At 35.8% G+C, this 24,725-nt stretch carries 23 protein-coding genes, 1 pseudogene and 1 riboswitch; of the genes and pseudogenes, 16 read left to right on the top strand and 8 right to left on the bottom strand.

What is annotated here, in order from left to right; translation table 11 throughout:
- Positions 1-28 precede the first annotated feature (28 nt).
- Positions 29-358 (bottom strand): fluoride efflux transporter CrcB, encoded by a 330-nt coding sequence (gene crcB / locus ACQKOF_RS03095; RefSeq protein WP_427553605.1) that lies wholly within the window; start codon positions 356-358, stop codon positions 29-31.
- Positions 352-717 (bottom strand): fluoride efflux transporter CrcB, encoded by a 366-nt coding sequence (crcB, locus tag ACQKOF_RS03090; RefSeq protein ID WP_427553603.1) that lies wholly within the window; start codon positions 715-717, stop codon positions 352-354. Before crcB (ACQKOF_RS03090) ends, crcB (ACQKOF_RS03095) begins: the two co-directional genes overlap by 7 nt.
- A gap of 573 nt (positions 718-1,290) precedes the next feature.
- Between crcB (ACQKOF_RS03090) and ACQKOF_RS03085 the strand changes: the two are divergent.
- A pseudogene (locus ACQKOF_RS03085) lies at positions 1,291-1,493 on the top strand (hypothetical protein); the annotation flags it as partial.
- A 252-nt stretch (positions 1,494-1,745) separates the two neighbouring features.
- Here ACQKOF_RS03085 and ACQKOF_RS03080 read toward each other — a convergent pair.
- The gene (locus tag ACQKOF_RS03080) at positions 1,746-2,036 is read right to left on the bottom strand and encodes a hypothetical protein (RefSeq protein ID WP_427553601.1); all 291 of its coding nucleotides are present in this window, start codon (positions 2,034-2,036) and stop codon (positions 1,746-1,748) included.
- A 711-nt stretch (positions 2,037-2,747) separates the two neighbouring features.
- Here ACQKOF_RS03080 and ACQKOF_RS03075 point away from each other — a divergent pair.
- Positions 2,748-4,490, top strand: coding sequence for an ABC transporter ATP-binding protein (locus ACQKOF_RS03075; RefSeq protein ID WP_427553599.1), 1,743 nt, complete (start codon positions 2,748-2,750; stop codon positions 4,488-4,490).
- On the top strand, positions 4,487-6,223 hold the full coding sequence (locus tag ACQKOF_RS03070) for an ABC transporter ATP-binding protein (RefSeq protein ID WP_427553597.1): 1,737 nt from the start codon (positions 4,487-4,489) through the stop codon (positions 6,221-6,223). Before ACQKOF_RS03075 ends, ACQKOF_RS03070 begins: the two co-directional genes overlap by 4 nt.
- 191 nt (positions 6,224-6,414) lie before the next feature.
- Here the strand turns inward: ACQKOF_RS03070 and ACQKOF_RS03065 are convergent, their stop codons facing one another.
- Positions 6,415-6,786, bottom strand: coding sequence for a hypothetical protein (locus ACQKOF_RS03065; RefSeq protein WP_370045733.1), 372 nt, complete (start codon positions 6,784-6,786; stop codon positions 6,415-6,417).
- Positions 6,787-6,959: 173 nt separating this feature from the next.
- Between ACQKOF_RS03065 and dacB the strand changes: the two genes are divergently transcribed.
- From dacB to lepB, 5 genes are all read left to right on the top strand, one after another.
- Positions 6,960-8,393, top strand: coding sequence for a D-alanyl-D-alanine carboxypeptidase/D-alanyl-D-alanine endopeptidase (gene dacB / locus ACQKOF_RS03060; RefSeq protein ID WP_427553594.1), 1,434 nt, complete (start codon positions 6,960-6,962; stop codon positions 8,391-8,393).
- Between the two features lie 320 nt (positions 8,394-8,713).
- On the top strand, positions 8,714-9,487 hold the full coding sequence (locus ACQKOF_RS03055) for an IclR family transcriptional regulator (protein WP_427553592.1): 774 nt from the start codon (positions 8,714-8,716) through the stop codon (positions 9,485-9,487).
- Between the two features lie 540 nt (positions 9,488-10,027).
- Positions 10,028-10,960 carry an LCP family protein gene (locus ACQKOF_RS03050; RefSeq protein ID WP_427553590.1) on the top strand — a complete coding sequence of 311 codons (933 nt, stop codon included), beginning with the start codon at positions 10,028-10,030 and terminating at the stop codon, positions 10,958-10,960.
- 333 nt (positions 10,961-11,293) lie between these two features.
- Positions 11,294-11,404, top strand: a complete 111-nt coding sequence (locus tag ACQKOF_RS03045; RefSeq protein ID WP_427553588.1) for a transcriptional regulator — start codon at positions 11,294-11,296, stop codon at positions 11,402-11,404.
- A gap of 464 nt (positions 11,405-11,868) precedes the next feature.
- Positions 11,869-12,426, top strand: coding sequence for a signal peptidase I (gene lepB, locus ACQKOF_RS03040; protein ID WP_427553586.1), 558 nt, complete (start codon positions 11,869-11,871; stop codon positions 12,424-12,426).
- Positions 12,427-12,492: 66 nt separating this feature from the next.
- Here the strand turns inward: lepB and ACQKOF_RS03035 are convergent, their stop codons facing one another.
- Positions 12,493-12,822 carry a hypothetical protein gene (locus ACQKOF_RS03035; RefSeq protein ID WP_427553584.1) on the bottom strand — a complete coding sequence of 110 codons (330 nt, stop codon included), beginning with the start codon at positions 12,820-12,822 and terminating at the stop codon, positions 12,493-12,495.
- A 92-nt stretch (positions 12,823-12,914) separates the two neighbouring features.
- Positions 12,915-13,014: riboswitch (purine riboswitch) on the top strand.
- Positions 13,015-13,272: 258 nt separating this feature from the next.
- Between ACQKOF_RS03035 and ACQKOF_RS03030 the strand changes: the two genes are divergently transcribed.
- From ACQKOF_RS03030 to ACQKOF_RS03020, 3 genes are all read left to right on the top strand, one after another.
- Positions 13,273-14,463, top strand: coding sequence for an MFS transporter (locus ACQKOF_RS03030; RefSeq protein ID WP_427553582.1), 1,191 nt, complete (start codon positions 13,273-13,275; stop codon positions 14,461-14,463).
- A 103-nt stretch (positions 14,464-14,566) separates the two neighbouring features.
- Complete coding sequence (locus ACQKOF_RS03025) at positions 14,567-14,851, top strand: hypothetical protein (RefSeq protein ID WP_427553580.1); 285 nt, start codon at positions 14,567-14,569, stop codon at positions 14,849-14,851.
- A gap of 502 nt (positions 14,852-15,353) precedes the next feature.
- Entirely contained in the window at positions 15,354-17,960 is a 2,607-nt protein-coding gene (locus ACQKOF_RS03020) for a cation-translocating P-type ATPase (RefSeq protein WP_427553578.1), read from the top strand.
- A 52-nt stretch (positions 17,961-18,012) separates the two neighbouring features.
- Here ACQKOF_RS03020 and ACQKOF_RS03015 read toward each other — a convergent pair whose 3' ends face one another.
- The 3 genes from ACQKOF_RS03015 to ACQKOF_RS03005 form a co-directional block, all read right to left on the bottom strand.
- Positions 18,013-18,498, bottom strand: coding sequence for a DUF3231 family protein (locus ACQKOF_RS03015; protein WP_427553576.1), 486 nt, complete (start codon positions 18,496-18,498; stop codon positions 18,013-18,015).
- A gap of 544 nt (positions 18,499-19,042) precedes the next feature.
- Positions 19,043-19,330, bottom strand: coding sequence for a hypothetical protein (locus tag ACQKOF_RS03010; protein ID WP_427553573.1), 288 nt, complete (start codon positions 19,328-19,330; stop codon positions 19,043-19,045).
- A 146-nt stretch (positions 19,331-19,476) separates the two neighbouring features.
- Entirely contained in the window at positions 19,477-20,172 is a 696-nt protein-coding gene (locus ACQKOF_RS03005) for a cupin domain-containing protein (protein ID WP_427553758.1), read from the bottom strand.
- A 275-nt stretch (positions 20,173-20,447) separates the two neighbouring features.
- Between ACQKOF_RS03005 and ACQKOF_RS03000 the strand changes: the two genes are divergently transcribed.
- From ACQKOF_RS03000 to ACQKOF_RS02980, 5 genes are all read left to right on the top strand, one after another.
- Positions 20,448-20,669, top strand: coding sequence for a transcriptional regulator (locus ACQKOF_RS03000; RefSeq protein WP_427553571.1), 222 nt, complete (start codon positions 20,448-20,450; stop codon positions 20,667-20,669).
- Between the two features lie 35 nt (positions 20,670-20,704).
- Complete coding sequence (locus tag ACQKOF_RS02995) at positions 20,705-20,893, top strand: hypothetical protein (RefSeq protein WP_427553568.1); 189 nt, start codon at positions 20,705-20,707, stop codon at positions 20,891-20,893.
- Positions 20,894-21,125: 232 nt separating this feature from the next.
- A complete protein-coding gene (locus ACQKOF_RS02990) occupies positions 21,126-21,917 on the top strand; it encodes a nicotianamine synthase family protein (RefSeq protein WP_427553565.1) in 792 nt (263 codons plus the stop codon).
- 23 nt (positions 21,918-21,940) lie between these two features.
- Entirely contained in the window at positions 21,941-23,251 is a 1,311-nt protein-coding gene (locus tag ACQKOF_RS02985; protein WP_427553563.1) for an opine metallophore biosynthesis dehydrogenase, read from the top strand.
- Between the two features lie 431 nt (positions 23,252-23,682).
- Positions 23,683-24,513 carry a helix-turn-helix domain-containing protein gene (locus ACQKOF_RS02980; protein WP_427553561.1) on the top strand — a complete coding sequence of 277 codons (831 nt, stop codon included), beginning with the start codon at positions 23,683-23,685 and terminating at the stop codon, positions 24,511-24,513.
- Positions 24,514-24,725: the final 212 nt, after the last annotated feature.

Genomic DNA, 24,725 nt, shown 5'->3' with positions numbered 1-24,725 from the left:
AAATCACCTCTATTTCTCAAAAATGCTACTACACAAGGAAAAAGCCAAGTGCAGCGAAAAGTAAACCGAATAAAATTGTAGTGCATATATAAACAATCGCTTGTCCCCATTTTTTCTGCTCCAAGAGCTGTAAACATTCAAAACCAAATGTTGAAAAAGTCGTATAGGCCCCTAAAAAACCAATCCCTATAAAATGCCAAATCCAATCACTAGGATGTAATGCAAATAGAAAGCCAAGTGCAAAAGAACCCGTTATATTGATTAAAAATGTTGTCCATGGGTATGTATGGACAATCAATTTTCCTAGATAAAATCTCGTTAGTGCACCCAAAAATCCACCGATACCAATAATTACCATACGATGCGCCCCTTTGCTAGCTTAAATCCTAGCCATGCACAAGCTAAACCGCCAAATACACTCACTAAAATATAAAAACCGGCTTGTAGCCATTTACTATCCTGTAAAAGTAATAGCGTTTCTAAAGAAAATGTCGAAAAGGTTGTAAAGGCACCAAAAAAGCCAGTACCAATTCCTAAAATAATAGGCGTACGCTTTGTAAACATTGTAAATAGCCATGCTAAACAAAAGCAGCCAATTAAGTTTATGCAAAGTGTCGCAAATGGAAAACCACCGTTATTTGAAAGTGCTAGACCAAGGCTGTATCGACAGATGGCACCCAAAAATCCGCCAATTCCAATAGCTATAAATGATTTCAAAGTAAAGACTCCTTACTAAAATGTCTATATTAAAAAGTGTATCATGAGATACCCATTTTCGATATATTTCTGTAGTTATATGGATTCAAATATATCAAAGAGAGCTCATATGGAGAATGCCATAACCCTTTTCATTATATCTTATACCGTTTTGCCAGCTTTGGTTCAAATGTTTTTGTTCTATAGTTTATTTTGACTTCTTGAATATTATATATATTGTCGACTAATATATTTCCTGCCAATATACTTCGTAGTTAATGTCCCTATATCATCTCTTAATATGTATATAACTAGCAAGGAGGCGTAATTATTATCTCAGTAGTTCGGAACGGGAAACTCTTTAGTATTCAAACACTATTACACCGTTGACTGAAAATCCATTTAGGGAAAACCCGTCACTACTAATTAATAATTAATTACTAAATAATAAATTACTAAATAATATTATTATTGTTATAGAGCTGGTGCCTTGGAAAGCACACAGTAAAATTCAAAACAGCGAAAGACGTTTCAGTTTGGCGTGCGTGTCTCTTATATTCAACTTGCTAAGGACGTAGATGGTGGCATTGGGATATTACCAGTACACCTATAGTACAGCTCCAGGACTGCCGATGGATGTTAGAGTGATCAAAGATGGACAGCATTTTTACACCCTTAATGGAAATCAGGGAACAGTCTCCGTATTTGCTATTCAAGAGGGTGAAAGTCTAATGGCTCGCAGGGTTAGCTATTCTTTGATTTTATTGGGAAGTTGGGCGATAAATTTAAAAATTTAGGCAATAAATTAAAAAAGTTGGGCAATAAATTAAAAAAGTTGGGTGATAAATAAAAAAAGTTGAGCGATAAATTAAAATAGTTAGGTGTTAAATTAAAGTTGGGCGATAAATTTAAAAATTAGGGCGATAAATCTTGAAATTGCTCCGATAAACCTTTAATTTGTTCCGTTAAATTGATTTAGACCCTACTTAACACAAGTAGTGTAACAGGCGAACGTGTTTCTGTTGGAATCATGTCATAATTTATTATTACTATAATTGACCTTTAACATTGTCAATGACAGTAGCAAAACCTTTATTGGCATCAAGACTTTCCGTTATTGTAAAAACATATCCATCTGGATCTTCTAAAGATAATTCTTTTGCATTCCATGGTTGAACTGTCGGTTGTTGAATAATATTCGTTTTATTTTCCAGTGCGGCTTGATAAATACTATGAATATCACTAGAGAATAAATTAATAATGACTGAGTCAGAAGTGTTGACTTCTTCGTCCTTCAATAACATTATGTCTTGGTACTTTGCACCTCTTAAGTGTGTCATTGAAGTTGTTCCGTTAGCATCTGGAAAATCAAATACTGAATTGAAATTTAACTTCCTTCAGTGGGTGTTTGCATACCATTCCTTTGACTTTTCAATATTTCTTACTTTTAGCTTTACAAATAAGGGCATTTGATAAAATTCATTCATGTTTACTTCCTCCTTTAGGTTCATACAAACTAACCATAAAGGTTTACGTGGCGTGAAAGTCAATACAAAAAGTTGTAGTTTTAAATTCTAAATTTTAGTTTTTACTTTTTGTCCTAGATTTTTACTTTTAGCAATTCGCTGCTTTAAAGCGTTAATTATTTCCTGAAAAACGTAAAAAATAATAGTGAGTTAGTTGACAAATATTTCTAAGGTGTGATAATCTTCAAGAACACTATAACATTCTTAAGTAAAGGAGGGCATGACGATGTTAATTTTACCAGTATCATATCAAAGAACAACTGCATACATTGTCCATGTCTTCTAACATTTTATTTTACATTACAATAAAAGGCATGGGTAACTCCTTGCCTTTTATTAAGAGACGCATGCTCTTTTTTTGGGGGTATGTGTCTTTTTTTTGTTGCAAAAAAGGGTTGTAGTGATAACAAAAAAGGGAGTGCGTGTGTATGCGAAACAAAGTACAAAAAATGATTTTCATCAAGAAATTTATGGATAGTGGGTAGCAAAGCTTTAACCAGCACTAGAGAAAGAAGGTTATAACGTATGTTTGATGTTTTAAGTAAATTAAGTTGGTTTTTTAAGAAATACTGGAAGCAATATACAATAGCCGTTTTGCTATTAATGATAGCAAGTGGCTTAGAAGTTGTTCCACCGTATTTACTAGGGTCAATTATTGATATATTGACTGCTGGAGAAATGACAACAGCTCTTTTAACGAAGTATATTTTGATTTTTGTGGGTATCATGATTGGGGGGTATGTCCTTAATTTTGTGTGGCAATTCAGATTATTTGAAGGGGCTATTAACCTAGAGAAAATTTTGCGTCGAAACCTTATGCAGCATTTTTTGCGCATGACACCGACGTTTTATGAGAAAAATCGTACCGGAGATTTAATGGCCCGTGCGACGAATGATTTAAACGCAGTGTCGTTGACTGCTGGCTTCGGGATTATGACACTGATTGATTCCACTATTTACATGGGCTTTATTATTTTTGCCATGGGTTTTATGATTTCGTGGAAGCTTACTTTTTTTGCAATGCTGCCAGTGCCGATCATGGCCATCCTTATTCAATATTTAGGGAAGATTGTGCATGAACGCTATATGAAGGCGCAAGATGTTTTTGGAGAGCTGAATGATAGTGTTCTAGAGTCGGTTGCAGGTGTGCGAGTTGTACGGGCATACGTACAAGAAAAAAAGGACGAAGCAAATTTTGCAGAGATGAGCGAGATTGTATATGAAAAAAATATGCATACCGCAAAAATTAACGCCTTATTTGGACCGATTACAAAGGTCGGTACTGGGATTAGTTATGTTGTAGCGCTTGGCTACGGTGCTCATTTAGTAGCGACTGAGGCTATGACAGTTGGGCAGCTTGTAACGTTCAATGTTTACTTGGGGCTAGCAGTTTGGCCAATATTTGCAATTGGGGAACTTATCAATGTGATGCAGCAAGGTAACGCTTCTCTTGATCGTGTACAAGAAACGCTAAACTACGAGGCGGATGTTCGGAATATTACGAATCCACAAACGATTGCGACACCAAATGCGATTGGCTTTGATGATTTAACATTTCAATATCCGATGAGTCAGGTGAAAAACCTCCAGGAAATTTCGTTGTCGTTGAAAAAGGGGCAAACACTTGGGATTGTTGGTAAAACAGGAGCGGGTAAAACGACCTTCCTGCGACAATTATTACGCGAGTATCCAATTGGCGAGGGTCAGCTATCGATTGATGGAGTCGATATTACTGCACAAACGAAGGAGCAGTTACTCGACTGGATTGGTTATGTTCCACAGGATCATGTTCTATTCTCACGTACTATTCGTGAAAATATTTTATTTGGGAAAGAAGATGCTACACAGACTGAATTACACCAGGCGATTCGTGCAGCATACTTCGAAAAGGATTTGAGAAATTTACCAATGGGCTTAGAGACACTTGTTGGTGAAAAGGGTGTATCTCTTTCAGGTGGTCAAAAGCAACGCGTTTCAATTGCGCGTGCTCTTATTAAAGACCCTGAAATTTTAATGCTTGATGACTCGCTTTCTGCTGTAGACGCAAAAACAGAGGCAAAAATTATTGAGAATATACAGCGAGAACGACAAGATAAAACGACGATTATTACTACGCATCGTTTATCAGGAATTCAACACGCCGATTTAATTATCGTGCTAGATGAAGGCCAAATTGTAGAGCAGGGAACACATGAGCAGCTTCTTTCACAACAAGGATGGTATAAAGAGCAATTTGACCGTCAGCAGCTAGAAGGGGGTGCCTCATGAGTACGAGTCAACGTTTAACACGCTATGCAATGTATTTTAAAAAACCGATACTACTTGGACTGTTTTTCTTAACAATCGCCGTCTTTACGGAGCTTGTTGGGCCGTTTATTGCGAAGCATATCATTGATAATTACATGACAGTTGGCAGCATTGAATTAAAACCAATTACTTGGCTATTACTTGTCTATTTAATTTTAGCAATAGCTACAGCTGTTTTGCGCTATTTTATGTATATCTATTTACAAATGGGTGCCAACCGTGTTGTACAAAAATTACGTAAGGATGTATTTGAGCATATTCAAACATTGCCAATTCAATACTTCGATAATTTACCAGCGGGGAAAATTGTAGCCCGTGTAACGAATGATACTGAGGCTGTTCGTAATTTATATGTTCAAGTACTTTCAAACTTCGTTACGAGTTTAATTTCTATTGTGGGTGTTTATATCGCACTGTTCATTTTAAATTGGAAAATGGCATTCCTAGCATTGGCTATGGTACCAGTCGTTTATTTATGGATGATTTTATACCGTAAAGTTGCTTCGAAATATAATGATGTGATCAGAACGAAAATTGCCGATATTAACGCAATGATTAATGAATCGATTCAAGGGATGACGATTATTCAAGCATTCCGTCGTGAGCAGCAAATGACGAAGGAATTTGATGACATGAATAATGAGCATTATGCATATGAACGTAAGCTGCTTTTCCTTGATTCTGCAACTTCCTTCAACCTTGTTAATACATTAAGACTTCTTATGTTTACGATCTTTATTTTTTACTTTGGTACACAGTCATTTACGGCAACGGAAGTTATTTCTGCAGGGACATTATATGCCTTTGTCGATTACTTAACGAGATTATTTAATCCGATAACGAATATCGTCAATCAATTTTCTCAGCTTGAGCGCTCACTTGTTGCAGGAAAGCGTGTTTTTGAGGTGTTAGATATTAACGGGGAGCCAGTATCTGAAAAAAGTTTACCTAGATATAAAGGAAATGTGATGTTCGAAGATGTTTCCTTTGCTTATAAAAATGATGAATACGTATTGAAAAACCTTTCATTTGAAGCACACCAAGGTGAAACCATTGCCTTAGTAGGCCATACAGGATCTGGGAAAAGTTCTATTATGAATTTATTGTTCCGTTTCTATGACCCATCTAAAGGGAAAATTACGATTGATGGAATTGATATTACTTCGGTTCCTCGTCAAACAATGCGTGAACATATGGGTATTGTTCTTCAGGACCCATACTTATTTACAGGTACTATTGCTTCGAACGTCAGCCTGAATAATCCTAAAATTTCGCGAGAAAAAATAGAAACCTCATTAAAGGCAGTTGGAGGGGAACGTGTTTTGGCGAACTTGCCAAATGGCTATGATGAGCCTGTTATTGAGAAGGGGAGCACACTGTCATCTGGACAGCGTCAGCTAATTTCCTTTGCGCGTGCGCTTGCCTTTGACCCGGCTATATTAATTTTAGATGAGGCTACTTCTAATATCGATACGGAAACAGAGGAGATTATTCAGCATGCGATGGATGTGCTGAAAAAAGGACGTACAACATTCATTATCGCTCACCGACTTTCTACTATTAAAAATGCAGATCGTATTCTTGTCTTAGATCGAGGTAAAATTGTTGAGCGTGGCACACATGATGAGCTATTAGCACAGGGTGGCATTTACGAAAAAATGTATCAAATGCAGGCGAATTCATTGCAACAATAATTTGAATGATTACATGGAGAATGGTATAAATGAAGAGGCTGGGACAAAAAGAAAAAATGTTAGACCGATTGTATTTCGGTCTAACATTTTTTTGATTTAGGAAGGAACACTCTACTCATCGAAGCGAAAAAGTTATTATCTATTTTCGCTATTTTTCAAAATAATCGAGTTCTGTCCCAGCCTCTTTCTATTTAAGATTTTACATTTTTAAAGACATTGACAACAAAGAACAGCACTGAAATTGCCACTGCTATACCGCCACCAGATACAAAGAGCTCAAATAACCAGCGCGGTACATCTATATAAACCATCATCATACCAACAAAGAGGAACGGCAATCCGATATTGTAAAACCAAAATTGTGCTTTGGCTAATCCTGTCTCGGCGGCATCTTTATATACGGAATAAATTAAGCCGATAAAACCAGTTGTAAGCCAACCCACCACACCAATATGTGCATGTGTCGTCTTCCATTCGAGTTGAATTGTATAATGCATAAACAGTCCAAAGGCCAAAACAATCACTAAATATAAAACTGAAATCTTTATCCATTTAGCACCCATTTATAAACAACTCCTTTCCCGAAATGATTTAGCTGCTATTACAGTTTATTCTTGTCGAATAAAAAAGATGACACATTATTCTTTGTAAAATAAAAAAGTGTTTTATTGTAAAATGCTAATTTTTTCCGTAGAATAAAAGCGTGAAAAGTAGAAATTTGCCAATTGGAGGGTCTATGAAAAAGAAAATTATTTTTTTAATAATGATTTTAATGGTCTGTTACTCGACCATCATCTTTGTTGAGAAGGCAGGTGCTAGTGAGCAAATGATGACAACAAAAGTGAATAACATTATTGCGAAGAATTGGAAGAACAACGAGTACAGCATAACCGTACGAGATTTAGAAACAGGGAATGTGCTCTACAATAATAATGGTGAAAAAATGATCCGCCCAGCTTCTACGCACAAGCTTTTAGTTAGTGCCGCTGCATTGGATTTATTAGGACCTGATTACCGCTTTGCTACGAAGACATATGTCGATGGATCAATTGAAGATGGTGTACTTTACGGTAATATTTATTTACAGGGCGAGGGAGATCCAACGCTTTTACCTAGTCATTTAGAGTCATTCGCCAATGGCCTGAAAAAAATGGGTATCTCTAAAATTACGGGTTCTTTAATCGGGGATGATACGTGGTTTGATGCAGATCGCTTACCGAAGGGTATTGTACCTCAAGAAGAGGATCAACCTTATGCTTCACGTATTTCAGCGTTAACGATTTCGCCAAATGATCAATATGATATTGCAAATGTGCAAGTGAAAGTGACAGGCTCAAAGGTTGGCACTACGGCTAATGTTCAGCTTGTTCCGTTTGCAAGTACAATTCCCGTTGTTAACAAAACGAAAATTGTTAAAAAGGGCGAGAAAAGTACTGTAAAAATAACAAGAGAATATGGTACAGATCGAATCATTGTAACTGGTAACTTACCAGCAGGTTCACAGAAAAGTACATATGTCACTATCTATGATCCAACCCTGTATGCACTCGATGTATTTCGTGAAAAATTAGTAGCAAAAGGTATCCAAACAATGCCTCTTAACACTGGGAAGGTGCCTGAGAATGCACAGCGAGTAGGTATTTCGTATTCAAAGCCATTAACTGATATTAACTTTAAATATTTAAAGTTAAGCATTAATGGCATGGGTGATATGTTGACGAAACAGCTTGGGCGAGAGCTACTTGGTGAAGGAAGCTGGTCAGCTGGTATCCAAGCAATTCGTACATACGGTAGTGATATTGGGCTTACTATGGAGCAGTGGTATTTTGAGGATGGTTCAGGTTTAAATCATCAAAATCGAGTAAGTAGTATGCAAGAAAGTCTATTATTATATAAAGTTCGAAGTAAATCCTGGTACTACTCATATTTAGATGCATTACCGCAAGCTGGTAGAAAGGGCAGCCTTGTTGGTGCGACTTTAGAAAATCGTATGAATGGCTATAATGTATCTGCTAAAACAGGCTATATTTCTGGAACATATACTTTAAGTGGCTATGTAAAAGGAAAGAGTGGCAAGTGGTATATCTTTAGTATTTTGACACAGGCCAATAAAACTTCAGCTATTCCAACTATTGATGAAATTGTCAAACAGATTGCCAATGAGATGTAAGGATGATTGCACAATATTGCAGATTCAAGAAAAATTAATGCAAGGCATACAAGACAAAAGTGTATAAACAAAAAAGGTCGTTTCAGTGTGGAACGGCTTTTTTTATGGAGAGAAAATATGGCCATCACAAATGCTAACCCAAGCTGATCATCGGATGTCCTCTAGGAAAGCGCCCGAGTCAGTCAAAATAAAAAGCATCCCCTCGTTATAGTGATGAGCTAGAAATAACGAATAATAGAAAAAGTTGGAATTATTGAAAATTATCTAGATTCATTTTATAATAATATTGCGGTTCTAATATAGAGACAAAGAGGTGTGAGATGACATTAAAAACTTTAGATAACTCATTAGAAGTTCTTAAATATTTTAGTAAACAAACTCCTACATGGGGCGTGCGTGAATTAGCGAAAGAAATGAATATTAGTCACTCCATTATTTATAGGATCTTGTCAACGTTTGAAAATCATGGCTTTTTAATCCAAAATCCTGAGACGAAAAAATATGAGTTGGGGCTTCGTTTTTTAGAATTCGGTCAAATGGTAAAAGAAAAATTGAATCTTTCAGATTTTGTTTTACCTATAATGAAAAAACTTTCAGAGGAAATAAAAGAGTCCGTATTTTTAACGTGGCTGGACGGAACAGATGGAGTAACAGTAGAGATTGCAGAGAGTTCGCAAACTATTAAATTCTCGGTTTCAATTGGGACGAGAACACCACTTTACATAGGTGCTTCTTGTAAGACAATCATGGCCTTTCTTCCAGAAAATAGACAGGTGGACATTATGAGTAAAGGGATGGAGAAATTTACTCCAGAAACTATTACAGACCCAGATGAGATGTTATTAGATTTAGAGAAGATTCGAAATCAAGGCTGGTGTTTTACGACAGGTGAATATTCTCATTCTGTATTTGGGATTGGTGTACCACTTTTTAATAGCAAAGGTGAGATTATTGCTTCTTTAACCTTAGCTGGCCCAGTTTATCGGAAACCAACGGGGGAGAAACTTCCTGAAATAGTGAAAATTATCCAATATGCAGCGATGAGTATTCAACGATATTTCGATCAATATAGCTTTAAACTTTATAATGATTAATCTATAACTTCTTGCAGCGGGTGTTCAAACATCCGCTGAAAAGAGGAACTCAGGCTAAGAACTTCACATCCTGTGAAAACGCCTGAGTGACCACCATCGTGTTGTTGCTGTCGCTTCGCTTTCGCACAGACAAAACATGTTGCTGTCGCTGCGTTAGCACTACGCTTTCGCACAAAAAACATCTGTTGGCCTAAAGCCTCTGGACGCAATTATGCCAGGCATAATTGATTGATGTCTGTTAAAAAGGCTCAGGGTACTGTAAAGCTGTTGAGCCTTTTGCTAATGTCATTTATTAATTTGTTTTCTAGTAAAATTTCATATAAACATAGTGGAATTATGTAAGTCGCTTTTTCATAAATTTAGCTGACACTAATAAATGAGGGATCATTTACAAATCAAGGAATACTTTATCGTACATTTAGTAAATACTAGTGTACGTCTTTTTTTCGTCCAATATGCATATAATTAGACATATTAACTTTTTTCCAACTTAAAACGTCAAAAAGAGGGGTAAATTTTTTTGCAAGAGAGGACTTATGTATGGAAAAAAATATGAAACGCTCTAAGGAAAAAAAGAGCAAGAAGAAAATTTGGCTATGGATAGTAGGTAGCTTATTAACAATTATTTTAATTTTTATAGGTACTGCTTATTATACAATCCAAAAAACGATGAATAAAATAAATACACCATTAATTGAAGCGACAGGTGATGACAATAAAGAACAAAAAATAGTTACGAAAAAGGACCCGTTTTCGGTGCTAATGCTTGGAGTGGATGAACGTAAAAATGATAGTGGCCGTTCAGACACGATGATTGTTATTACGGTGAACCCTGAAAAACACACGATGAAGATGCTCAGTATACCTCGAGATACTCGTACAGAAATTATTGGCCACAATTCTGTCGATAAAATCAACCATGCCTATGCATTTGGAGGCGTCCCAATGGCGGTGAATACGGTTGAGCATTTTTTAGATATACCAATTGATTATTATGTGTTTATTAATATGGAGGGCTTCCTGCAAATTATCGACACGATTGGTGGCGTAACAATTGATAATGACATGGATTTAACCTATGACTCCTACCATTATCCGAAGGGGGAGGTAACTTTAGACGGTGATAAGGCACTAGTTTTTTCACGTATTCGTTATGAAGATCCCCGTGGTGATTTTGGTCGTCAAATTCGCCAACGACAAATTATTGAGGCGGTTCTGAAAAAAGCCTCGACACCATCTATATTATTAAAGGCTACAGATATGCTTGATGTAGTAGGAGATAATGTCCGTATGAATTTTACAATGAAGGACTTAATCCAACTACAAAGTATTTATAAAAAAATGGATGGTAATATTGAGCAGTTGTCATTTAAAGAGGGAAATGGCAAAACAATCGACCACATATGGTATTACATCCCTAAAGAGACAGAGCTAGAAGAAATCAAATCGGAATTAAAAACCCATTTGCAATAAATACTAAAAATAACAATTTGAGTGATAGCCGTAAATAATTTGACAATGAAGGGAGGGAGAAAAATGAATGGGAGGACCCAGGTGCTTAGGTATACAGCTCTAAATAATTGCATGCAAAGCTATGTGCCTAAGCGTAAAGTTCAAAAAAAACCAGTCAGTTCAGCTATACGTCATTTACAACTATTGTGCTTAAAAATTTTCATGTAAAACATAAAAAATCATTCAGGTAGGGTGCATGCCTAGTTGAATGGTTTTTTTATTTCACTCAAGTGTTTGAAATATCAGAAAATTTAGTGTATAATTGCATTAGAAATGGTTGAGGGAGTGATTGTGATGATCATAGGCATAATTTTATTAGCAGTTGCATTACATACCGGTATTGTTTTAGCAGTAGACTTAATGAATGAGCAGCACCACTCTACTACGCAAAGTAACCATTCATAATCGAAAAATAAAAAATAGAATGCATATAGGCAAAGCTATTAAGTAGCTTTGTCTATTTTTTGTGGCTCGTCACCAAAAAAATTAAGGATGACATTTATTAAAACGTATCCGCGGATTTTGGGCTGAGTGGATTAGTTTTCTTTCGGACCTGAGCTGTTCTTCGATTGACCTGATCAGTTTTCCCTAGGACCTGAGCGTTTCTTTGGTTAATGGTTTTCACATGGGCTACAGCGTCATAGATGGGACCATGGAGCGAAACAAGTAGGGGGACCGCCTTCGTGATCAACATCCTTTTGACTCAAGCGGCTTATTGACGTCCCCAGGAAAGCGCCCGGTCGGAACGAAATCAACCTCACATTATGGTGATGAGCTATTTTGGTAAACTTGAAACAATTTATGTGATTAATTCGTCAATATACTGTAGAAAATGTTATACTATAAAAAAACAGTATCGGGGAATGAGCATGCAACAAGAGAGATCAAGTTTCAAAAAAGAATTAATATCCTATCTTAAAATTATTGTAATTACAGCTATTATCGTTTTAGGCTGTAAGCAATTTTTATTTGCACCGATTAAAGTGCAAGGGGCTTCTATGTATCCAACTTATCATGATAAGGATCTTATTATTGTAAGTAAAATGAGTGAAATTGACCGCTTTGATCAAATTGTCTTTCAATCACCAACAGAAGATGAACTATATATTAAACGAGTAATTGGCCTGCCAGGTGATACAGTTGAAATGAAAGACGATGTTTTGTATGTAAATGGCAAAGCTTATAAAGAAGATTATGTGAATCGCCAAACAGATGATCCTAATCAATTACGTATTACAGAAAATTTCACGTTAGAGCAATTAATAAATGAAAAAAAGGTTCCTGAGGGTATGTATTTTGTACTGGGGGACAACCGTTTAAAAAGTTCTGATAGCCGTCACTATGGCTTAATTTCTAAAGATGCCATCTATGGTGAAGCTAAATTAACAATATATCCGTTTAGTCATTTCCATATCGGTCCAAAATAAAATAAATGGGGACTTTCAGTAAAAAAAGAGGCAACTTGGTAGGTAGTGGCCTCTTTTTTTACTTTTTTAGTTTGCTGATAATGCTTTGCAAACTTTATAAGTGGGGTAATAGACACAAACTGTTGAATTTTCAATAGTTTCTTTTATGGGGACTTGCTGTTTGCTCAGACTAGGAGAAATGATTGCTGGTTTATCGATTGAGAGCTCTTCTACTACTGGTTCTACACCATAAAACAACAATAAAAAATAGCATACTAAACCTACTATACGCAAACAATCACCTCGCAATGTTCCTGTTATATTAGTATGTATGGTCAAACTTAAAAAAATATAAGCAAAATCTAAAATTTCTCTCTCTTGAAATGATTTTTTATTAGGTAAGCGTTTGCATTTCAATGATTGAAAGTGCTATAGTGAACCGATTATGGATGATAAGGAAGAGAGAATAATAAAAACTTGTTGTCATGCAAAATTCAATGTGCTAATATATCTAACGTAAATATTTGATCTGTATAACCTCAATGATATGGATTGAGGGTCTCTACCAGGAACCATAAAATCCTGACTACAAAAATTTTGCTTTATTTTTGTAGTCAGGATTTTTTTCTTTTAACTTCTTTCAGCGTAAGTCTCCCACCTTTATATGTGGTGAGATGAATGGGGTTTGAAGTCACTTTTCAGCGGGTGTCCAAACACCTGCTGAAAGAAGTTAAAGCCTCCGGCGGATGTCACGGAATCGGAAAGGAGTTCTTTGTGCAAGCACAAAGCCGATTCCGGACGCAATTATGCCGAGGCATAATTTAAATCTCTCTACAAAAATGAAAGTGTAATAGAAGGGTGATTACTATGAATTGGAGAGTGTATATTCTTGCCGTTACTACCTTTGCGGTAGGATTGGTGGAATTAATTGTAGGTGGTATATTGCCAACAATTGCAGAGGATTTAAATGTGTCCTTAGCAACAGCGGGACAATTAATTACACTATTTGCTCTTGTCTATGCAATATCTGCGCCTGTCCTTTTATCATTAACCGCAAAAGTGGAAAGGAAGCGTCTTTATCTTATTTCTTTATTTATTTTTACTTTAGGTAATCTTATGACGTATTTTAGTACGACGTTCTTGATCGTCATGATTGCTAGAATTTTCACAGCGATGAGTACTGCCTTGGTCATCGTTTTATCCTTAACGATTACAACAAAAATTGTTGAACCAAGACATCGTGCAAAAGCTTTAGGGCTTGTGTTCATGGGTGTCAGTTCTGCACTTGTCATCGGTGTGCCAATGGGGATATTTGTGGCAGAAGCATTTGGATGGCGAGCTGTGTTCTTAGGAATAGCGCTTCTTTCAACTGTATCTATGATTCTTATTGCGTTACTGCTTGAAAAAATGCCAGTTGTAGAAGTTGTCCCATTAAAGGCTCAAATGAAATCATTAGCCAATTTAAAAATCTTAAGTGCACAATTAATAACACTATTTATGCTGGCTGGTCATTATATGCTTTACGCATATTTAACACCATTTTTAGTAGAAGCATTTGATATGGGTGCCTCTTGGATTAGTATCTGTTATCTAATCTTCGGAATCGCGTCTGTCAGTGGGAATGCTCTAGGTGGTTGGCTAAGTGACAAAATTGGTACTAGTAAAGCCATTCTATTTATTGTATCTACATTCGCCGTTGTATTATTTAGTATTCCTTACACGATTGTTGCTTTACCACTCTTTTTAGTCGTAACAGTTTTATGGGGTGCACTTAGCTGGGCTCTTACACCGCCATTACAAAATTATTTAATTCAAACTGATCCAAAAACATCTGATATTCAACAAAGCTTAAATACGGCTGCATTACAAATCGGTATATCCATAGGTTCAGCTGTCGGTGGAGCTATGTTTGCTGTTACAGGATCGGTTACGCATTTAGCGAGCTTCGGTGCCATTTTAGTTTTATGTGCGCTAGGTTGTGCTATTTTCTCTCTAAAAAGAGCGCCAGGTTCACATGGGGCTGAACTAGAGATGAAATCGGCTCACAACAACTCCTAGTTTAGAGTGGAGTTTTGGATGAAATATCCAGAAAATACTGCTGAAAAAGAAGGACAATGATAGAGAGAGATAGAATGTAAGTTTAGAGGAGGTTGGTAAATACATGCAGATAGATTTAACAGAATTTCAAGGATCAAATGTGAAAGTTGTCGCAACGATTGACCAGACGCTTTACCGAAATGTGGGTGCTATTATTTTATATGAAGAGGATTCACACACTTTATCTGTACGAAAACTAAAACGAAAAATCGCTGATCAATATATACCAACAGACGAACTCGAAAACTTTATGTTTGACTCGCAGGCAGATGCTATAAAATTTACTCATAAGCTTACTAGAATGAGTGCACTTGATTATTTATTAGTCGCGAATAAAACAATAAAATAATTGCAGACTGGCCTATAGGGAGTCTATGCATATGACGAAGGGCATTTGGAGTAGCCATATTCCAAATGTCTTTTTTGTGCGCACATCGCTAGCAAGAGGAGATGATTATGCCCAATTGGCTTAAAGGTCATCGCGATTTATCCCACATGAACTGCTCATAAATGTCCGATTGGTGATGGTCAGTGGAGATAAAGGAAACCCCACTGATTCTATTTTCACTTTATATACTATTTTCACCTATAAACAAATATTTAATTTCTATACCGAATATTATCATACTGGAATAGGGCAAGGAATAGATTGTTGTAGTTAAAGTATTTTAGGGGCTCGAGTAGATAGAGAGTCTGATGATTCAATACTATTTTTAGGACATATAATTTTCTCTCTGCCTAAGATAGATAATTCAAAGGGGTCTACTGATGGGAATCTAACTTATTAACTAATAACAACAGTTACTTAATTAGCATGATTGTCTAATAATTTCAAATGGAGGGGGAATCGAATGTCAGAATATCATCAACAATCATCAGCTGAAGTTATGCAAACTTTGAACGTGACAGATCAAGGATTGAGTGATTATGACGTTCAAAAGAGGCAAGAAGTATACGGCTATAATGTATTAGAGGAAGGAAAAAAAACAAGTGCATTCGCCGTTTTCTTTGGACAGTTTAAAGATTTATTAGTCATTATTTTAATCATCGCTGCTTTCGTTTCATTTCTATTAGGTGAAGTAGGAAGCACGATTGTAATTATGATTGTCGTTATATTAAACGCTATCCTAGGCACTGTACAGCATGTCAAGGCAGAACAGTCTTTGGATAATTTAAAAGCCTTAACCTCTCCAATTGCCAAAGTAATGCGAAATAATCAGCTAATAGAGATTCCTTCGGAAGATATCGTCGTTGGAGATCTTATTTATTTAGAGGCTGGGGATTATATTAATGCAGATGGGAGATTATTAGAAAGTCATAATTTGCATATCAATGAGAGCTCGCTGACAGGTGAATCAATCGCTGTAGCGAAAAGTATCGATGCTATTAAAGAAAATAATGTAACTGTTGCTGATAAAAAGAACATGGTATACTCTGGAAGCTTTGTGACAACTGGTCGTGGTATTGTCATGGTTACAGCTATCGGAATGCAGACCGAGATCGGCAAAATTGCAAATTTACTAGATACTGCGAAAGAGAAGAAAACACCTTTACAAGTAAGTTTAGATCATTTCGGGGAAAAATTAGCTTTAGGGATTACGTTAATCTGTTTAGCTATTTTAGTGATTGACCTTATTAGAGGACGTGCGCTTGTAGAATCGTTTATGTTTGCTGTTTCACTTGCCGTTGCAGCAATTCCAGAAGCATTAAGCTCGATTGTTACCATTGTACTAGCCTTTGGAACACAAAAAATGGCAAAGGAAAATGCCATTATTCGAAAGCTTTATGCTGTTGAAAGTCTTGGAAGTGTATCTGTCATTTGTTCAGATAAAACAGGAACATTAACTGAAAATAAAATGGTTGTTCAAGGGGTATATGTGGATGAAAAAATTATTCCACATGATCAGCTACACACTGAAAATGCAGTTGAGAAAGATCTTATGTTAAAGGCAATATTATGTAGTGATGCTGTGGAAAGGGACGGTAAGGAAATCGGTGATCCTACTGAGATTGCACTCGTAAAATTAGGGAAGCAATATGATTTTGACGAATTACTGGTAAGAGATCATTATCCAAGAGTGGCCGAAATCCCTTTTGATTCAGATAGAAAGCTCATGAGTACTGTAAATAATATCAATCATCAATCTATTATGATTACAAAAGGAGCACTAGATGTCCTCCTTCCTAAAGTTGTAAAGATTGAAACTTCAAAAGGTATATTTAATATTACAAAACAACAACGCCAAAAAATCGAAGCGGTAAATTGTGATTTTTCTATGAATGGGTTAAGGGTGCTAGCAGTTGCCTACAAAGAAGTAAGGGGAAATCAAGCAATCGATGTAAGGGCTGAAAAAGATTTAATCTTTGTTGGTTTAGTCGCGATGATGGATCCTCCAAGACAAGAATCTAAAGGTGCGGTTGAAAAATGTATAAAAGCTGGTATCAAACCGGTGATGATTACAGGGGATCATAAAATTACGGCAACGGCTATTGCCAATCAAATCGGGATTTTAAATGATCCCTCTGAAGCGATTGAAGGGCATGAAATAGAAGGTCTAACAGATCAGCAGCTTCAAGAAAAGGTTAAAGATTTTTCTGTTTATGCCCGAGTAACACCGGTTCAAAAAATTCGTATCGTTAAAGCGTGGCAGGAAAAAGGGCATTTCGTCGCTATGACAGGAGATGGTGTTAATGATGGCCCTGCCCTAAAACAGTCTGATATTGGTGTGGCGATGGGCATCACCGGCACAGAGGTAGCAAAAGATGCCTCCTCTATGATTTTAACCGATGATAATTTTTCAACGATTGTTAAGGCTATCGCAAACGGTAGGAGCATCTATACGAATATTAAAAATGCTATTTTGTTCTTATTATCTGGGAATGCAGGTGCCATTTTTGTTGTTTTATATGCGACAATATTAGGTTTGCCAGTTCCTTTTGCACCTGTGCATCTATTATTTATTAACTTACTAACGGATAGTTTACCGGCAATTGCCATCGGTCTAGAGCCGAACAATAAAAAAACAATGAAGGACAAGCCCCGAAATATTCATACACCATTATTAAATAAAGCATTTACTACTCAAGTGGTGCTCGAAGGATTACTAATTGCCATTTCTACGACGGTGGCTTTTGAAATCGGATTGTCAACAGGAGATACTTTAACGGCGAGCACTATGGCATTTACAACATTATGCTTGTCACGATTAGTGCATGGCTTTAACTCAAGAGCTAAAGAATCTATCTTCGTCATTGGATTATTTTCTAATAAATATACTTGGCTTGCATTCTTAATCGGTTTTTTAAGTTTACACGCAGTATTGTTTATTCCATTACTTACAGGTGTGTTTGAAGTTGCTACATTAAGTACCGCACAATTAGGCTTTATTTATAGCTTGTCCGTGCTACCGTTCATCGTGAATCAGTGGTACAAGCTGTTGTTCGTGAGAAGTCGATAAGAAGGAAAAAACATTGAAGCTCTCGTTTTGTTGAAACGAGAGCTTCTTAACATTACATTGTAGTAGATGCTAGTAGCCAGCCTTTGTCATTGCTGAGCCGTATTAGCTTTGCGCCAAGTATGGCATACCTCATATGAAGTTTTCCATATTTTGCAGTATGCTTCTTCTTAACAGATATTTCAAAGGCCTGACTGACTGAAATAAGTGAAGAAGCAATATTCATTGATAAAATGGTACTAATGTCTGTATCATTAATGGCTGCTTTTCCTTGAATATTTCCCATTCTTAACTTTGAGTAGTCGATTGAGGTAGAAGGAGCAAGTACCCCATTTTCCTTTAATAATGCTGTTAGGTGTTTATTTTCTTCTTTTAAACATTTCACAAAATCCACGATAATAGCCTTCAAATTTTTATCAACAGCGTGCTTGAAAAATGCATGATTTGAAGCTATATAGCCATTATTAACGCCGATCTGTGTCCAAAGCTTAAAAATTTCCTTGAATCGTAATGTTGCTAGATTTTCATTTACCAATTCCATAGTTACACATCCTAACTCTCGTTCATTAATTATGAGATTAGGATGTGCTGACAAATGAAATTCTAATCATTTTTACAATAAAAGGGTCTGATAATCGTAATGAGGGGTGATTGCATTTTCCTGGGGGTGTCCTATGAGTCGCTCATAGTTGATAAAAACTGAAATTGTTCCGATAAAATGAGATTTTGTTCCGATAAATCTTCAAAGTATTCATTTAAAAATGAATTCATCCCAATACATATTCCTGTCAGATTGTAGACAAACGTTACTCCTGATTGTATAAATCTGCATGAAGGTTTAATAATTCTGAATTTTTGACGGTTTAATCAAAATTATAATATTATTTCGGTTCAGCTTGTCTCCTCATACTAAAGATGAGGAGTTGTTGATTTTCACGGAGAGTGACGACTCCTGCGGGATTAGCTTGCGCTGAAAGCCCCGGAATGTAGTGACGAACCAAGCCCGCGGAAAGCGCCAACTCGGAGTGAAAATCAACCTTTGCTTATTGTTACACTTTATTTATTTTGTAGATAAGCTGAAAGGTTTATTCCTTTAATTTCTTGCTTTTAAAGCTATTAATGGTTGTTTTTAATGCAGCAAAGTTTCCAATAGCTGCGTAACCATAAAAAAAGCCCATAAATATTCCAGCAATAAGATTATGTCTATGGCTAATAAAAATAGAAATAATCAAGCCAATAGCAAGGGCGATCGCGGGAACATATTTAGGCTGAATATGCATAAACACCTTAATTAGCTGCGTAATAATTAACACAGCTGGAACGGCTATTACAGCATCCCAAAAATTTGTATGGATCACTGGAAATAATTCCATTTTCTACACCTCTTTTAGTAAAACGAAGTTATGACTTTAACATATAGATTTTCCTTTTTATTTATTTTTTATGCGATGAAAGATGTAGAGCTTTTGATGTCGAGTCATACACTCGTATAAAACGATTTTCCATTTTTTACTATTGTTTAATAATACGAGCCATAAGGATTCATATAAGGGTTCATATTTGGATAGTGATATGGCGGATATGGGTTCATAAATTGTGAAGGTCTATACTTATTTTTATGTTTATGATGAGGATCTTTTTGCTCCTTTTGATCTTTTTGCTTTTCAGAAGTTGATTTTACACGGTTGCAGTCTTTAGGTGGACCGATATATGTTGATGGTACAATAGGCGCGATTGTTTTCTTCCACTGATTTTCATCTAAACAATACGTGTGAGCCATAACATTGGAAGGTGTAAATTTCAATATATCTGACCCTAAAATAACTTCGGGAGTTGGCGCATCAAAAATAGCCAGTAAATGCGTGTCATTCTCAGTAGCAATTTCATAATGCCACCATCCTTGCGGTACATTGGCGACTTGGCCAGGCTCGATAGGATAATTTTTAATCTCTTTTGTAAAGGGATTAAATATTGAGACAATGGCAGCACCAGAAATACAATAAACAAGTTCTGCTGCATTTTGATGATAGTGAGGCTCTATCACCTTATTCCTACTTAGAAAAATATCAAGCAAAGATATATTTTCTAACGTATTTAATTGTTCTACACCTAGAATATTTATAAAATTCTGATCATCTTTTTTAAAAAGAGTACTGTCATTTACATCAAAAGTGAACTGAGTTGATGGTGAAGTATAATCAATATTTGAGCTAATAATTACATCCTTTCTAATTAACTTTCGATACATATCTTAAGCACAGAATATGTACAAAGCTATTTTAGGCTTACACGAATGCCCAGTTTATTTGTCCTCTAACCTCCTTGAAAATTAGCTGAAATTACCTCTTCTAATTAGGAACGTACGTGCGTATAATAAAAATACAAACGTTTGTTCTTAATGAAAACAGCTCTGCTATACTCATCTGATTTTTTATGGGAGGAAAGTAAAGCTCAGGGATATAACAGAGCTAGCGAAAAGGAGCAACTAGGATGAAAGAACAGTTAATAAAAGCAATGCAGCGTCAACAAGTAGTTAGCATGATGTATGTAGCCAGGTCTGGTGTCATTACGAAAAGGCGTGTGAAAATCATAAATATTGTTGGGGATTCGTTTACAGCATTTTGCTTTACGAGGCAGGCAAAGCGTACGTTTATTATTAACAATGTTCTAGCAATAATGCCTGTTACGCATCTGAAGCGTGAGGTGATTTGAATTACGACAATCTGCCGCGCAAGGATATTTTTTGTATGGACATGAAATGCTTTTACGCAAGCTGTATGGCAATGTTAGCAGGTTTAGATGTTTTGCAAAATCCTATTGCAGTTATTGGCAACTTTGAGCAGCCTGGTAGTATCGTACTGGCAGCCTCGCCGATGATGAAGGAAAAATTTAAAATCAAAACGGTAAATACAATACTTATCTTAATTTTTCTCTAGAAAATGGATTTTCCGGTTCACTCAACTACCATTAATTTATAAAAAATAAAAATCTAATACTATATACGTTTAAACAAAAATAGCCTCCAAATTGGGTGCTGCACCCCAGAAGTTAGAGTTAAAAATCTAACTTCTGGGGTGTTTTTGTATGGCGAAATATAGCGTTGAAATAGTATTAAAGGGTACCGCATATATTGAACTTTAATCCTCAAACATAGGAGTGAGGCAAGTCATGGATATAGGTGCGTTTTTAAAGAAATTACATTACTTTGATAAAAAATTTAAGTTATTTATCAATCAAAACAACGATCATCTAATAGTTGAGTATTCAGAGTTGTGTGGAATAATTGATGATTATTCGTCCTTTATTATTAATCATGACAATCAAAAACAATGGAATAATTTAGATCAATCAATCGAAATATTATCAATAGTCGAGAATCTAAGAAATAACTCTTCTGTTTGTGTCCAAATCATGGAAAAATATAGAGCTTTAGTATTAAGCCATGAAAAAGAGGAGATTACTAATTATTTTCTTAACATAGAAAACTGCATTGAAAGAGAATTTAGAGGTTTTCAAATCACCAGCCAGTCAAAGGTACTCTTAGTAGGATCTGGACCTTTTCCTATAACATTATTAATGATTGCGGAACGAACAGGTGCAGAAGTTTTTGGAATTGATATTGATGATGAAGCGATTCAGTTGGGAAAACATGTAGTAAATAAATTAGGAAGTCATTTATCAATTCAAATTGACAATAAGTCAGTACGGGAACTCGCAGTTATTAAACAGATTAGTCATATTATATTTAGTTCAACTGTTAGCTATAAATATGACATACTAGACCAATTATATGATTTAACAAATAAAGATGTGCTTATTGCTATGCGTTATGGAAATGGTTTAAAGTCTCTTTTTAATTATCCAATGCAGAAAGTAGACGAAACCAAATGGCATATAATTGAGAAAATTATTCACCCTCAAAGTGTATTTGAGGTTATTTTATATCAAAAAGTACAATGACTTAAATAGATGAGGAGAAGATTATGACCTATTTTAATAAGGTTTTACTGTTAGGAACAGGGCCCACGGTAATTCAATTAGCTGTGAATTTCAAGAATTATTATAATAGTAAAGTAGCTATTGCTGGTCGAGAATCTTTACGTTCCAAAATTTTCTTTGAAACGATCGTTCAGCATCAACTTGCACTGAAGGTATATATACAAAATACACAACATCAGTCTGTTGCAGGAAAATGTACTATTGATGCATTTTTTAATGGTTACCATACAATATCTGGTAAATGGGATACCATTGTACTTAGTGTTACTACAGATTCTTATATATCAGTATTAGCACAAATCGATACCAAAGTGTTGAAGGAGGCTAGCTGCTTTATATTAATTTCGCCTACATTTGGCTCTAGTCATTTAATAACTAATTTCCTAAAGAATTTATCTCCCCAGGCTGAGGTAATTAGTTTTTCAACATATTATGGAGATACTAGATGGTTGTTAGGGGAGATTCCATCAAATGAAGTATTGACGACAGGAGTAAAGAGAACAGTTTATATTGGTTCAACTTACTCAAAATCGGATAGATTGGATGAATTATCTGAGTTGTTTCGTTATTTAGGGATTCATTTGAAAAAAGTAGCATCTCCCCTTGAGGCAGAAACAAGAAATATTTCTTTATACGTGCACCCTCCCTTATTTATGAATGATTTTTCATTAAAAGCAATATTTGACGAGAAAAAAATAACAAAGTATGTGTATAAGCTTTATCCTGAGGGTCCCATTACCTATACAATGATTCGTCATTTATTAAATTATTGGAAAGAAATGATGGCGATTGTAAAACACTTCAATATTCAACCTCTAAATCTATTGAAATTTATGGTAGATGATAATTATCCATTACAGCCAGAAAGTATAGCTAGACAAGAAATAGAGGATTTTAACAAACTTGAGTCCATACATCAAGAGTATCTGCTCTATATTCGTTATGCATCCTTATTAATTGATCCATTTTCTATACCAAATCAAGAAGGACGATACTTTGATTTTTCAGCAGTTCCTCTTAGAAGGATTTTTAAAAATCATGACGGAGAATGGGATATTCCTAGAATGCCAAAAGAGGATTACTATCGTGTGAAAATCATTCAAGGGATTGCGAATGCCCTGAATTTGAAAAGTCCAACGCTTGATCATTTTGTACAAACCTATGAAGAAAAATTGCAACAAGTAGAAGCTTTACCTGAGAACAAGGTATATTCAGAAGCCTTCCAAGTAAAATCCTTTTCACAAGAAATAGAGATGATATGTAAGGAATTAATTTTAAGTAAAAAACAAAATTAATAGGTGTTATACAAGGACTAACGGTTTTGACTAAATAGATAATTAAACACTGGAAATTGTATGTGGAAGTTAACAAGGCTCTTACAACATTGGCTAAATCATCATTCAGCAAACCTGGATTAGATAATAATGCATATAGTATTTGTGATTTGTGTATTTGCATTTGTTGCAGACCTTGCTAGACTATTAATTAATAATGAGAATCATTATTAATTAATGGTCTTCTAGTGGCAACATCTGATCAGAGTATTATTTCATGGGAGCAAAACTATTTTTACTATATAGGAAGGGGTGGCAATATTGAGTGTATAGCCTGACTGATCCCCAATAAATAGCGGTTATGCTGATATCTCGAGAAATAGATTTGTTGTTTGGCATTAATGAAAGTAACCCAGATGTACAATGTTTGGATAGGGGGCAGGTGTATTATCATGATAGATTTGGATAAATTAGCCGAGATATTTGCTAGAGGTTTCTATGATATAGAAGGTGTTCACCGTTTAGTCATCCAGCCGAAAAGTATACTAAGTGAATTTAGGGCTGTCCGGCATGGATTTCTTTTTGTAATTCGTGGAGAGGCTAGAATGAGTGTGAATGGAACTGTCTATGAATTACATCCAGGCTCAGTAATTCATGTGGCTCCAGGCATGCAACTGGACGCGCAAGTTACAAGTCAATCAGAGTATGAGTACTATTTACTGTTTTATAGATTTGACAAGTTAGACGAAGTATATAGCGGTCATGAATGCGACTCTCATTTCAAACTGGAAGCGGGAGCAAATCCGAGAGTGCTCGAATTACTTATCATGCTTCATCAGAATGCCAATACACTTAGAGGGATTGGAAAGCTTCGTGTCAAGGAGTTATTTTTAAGTGTCATGCATCAAGTTTTGGTGGGGTGTAAGCATCGAGAGAGTGGCAGTTCTCCAAGTGAAAGGGTGATAGAGGAGGCTATTGCATACATACACCGGCATTATATGAATCCGTTGACACTCGACGAATTGGCGGAGCTGCATGCAATGAGTCCCAAACGCTTCTCCTACTTCTTTCACAAACATACTGGACTTCGTCCAATCGACTATCTTATCAATTATCGTATGGAAAGAGCGAGTGACTTACTTAAAGTAAGCAATTTTCCCATCCACGATATTGCTATTAGTGTCGGTTACGCCAATCCGCTATATTTCAGTAGAGTGTTTAAAAAGAAATTTGGTGTGTCTCCCTCCGCATACATACATAAATTAGATAATCATATAAATTGAGTTACTGATTTATATATTACGCCTGCAACTGGTGATGAACCTAGAGTGCAGGCTTTTTCCCTTTTGTCTCATTCTTTCCTTCCAGCCCTATCCTACATGTCGGCTAAATCATCATTCAGCAAACCTGGATTAGATAATAATGCATATAGTATTTGTGATTTGTGTATTTGCATTTGTTGCAGATCTTGCTACACTATAATCGATAATGAGAA

The organism is Lysinibacillus sp. NPDC093190, from assembly GCF_050280425.1.
GTDB lineage: Bacteria > Bacillota > Bacilli > Bacillales_A > Planococcaceae > Lysinibacillus.
This window is presented reverse-complemented; position numbering and strand designations above follow the sequence as displayed.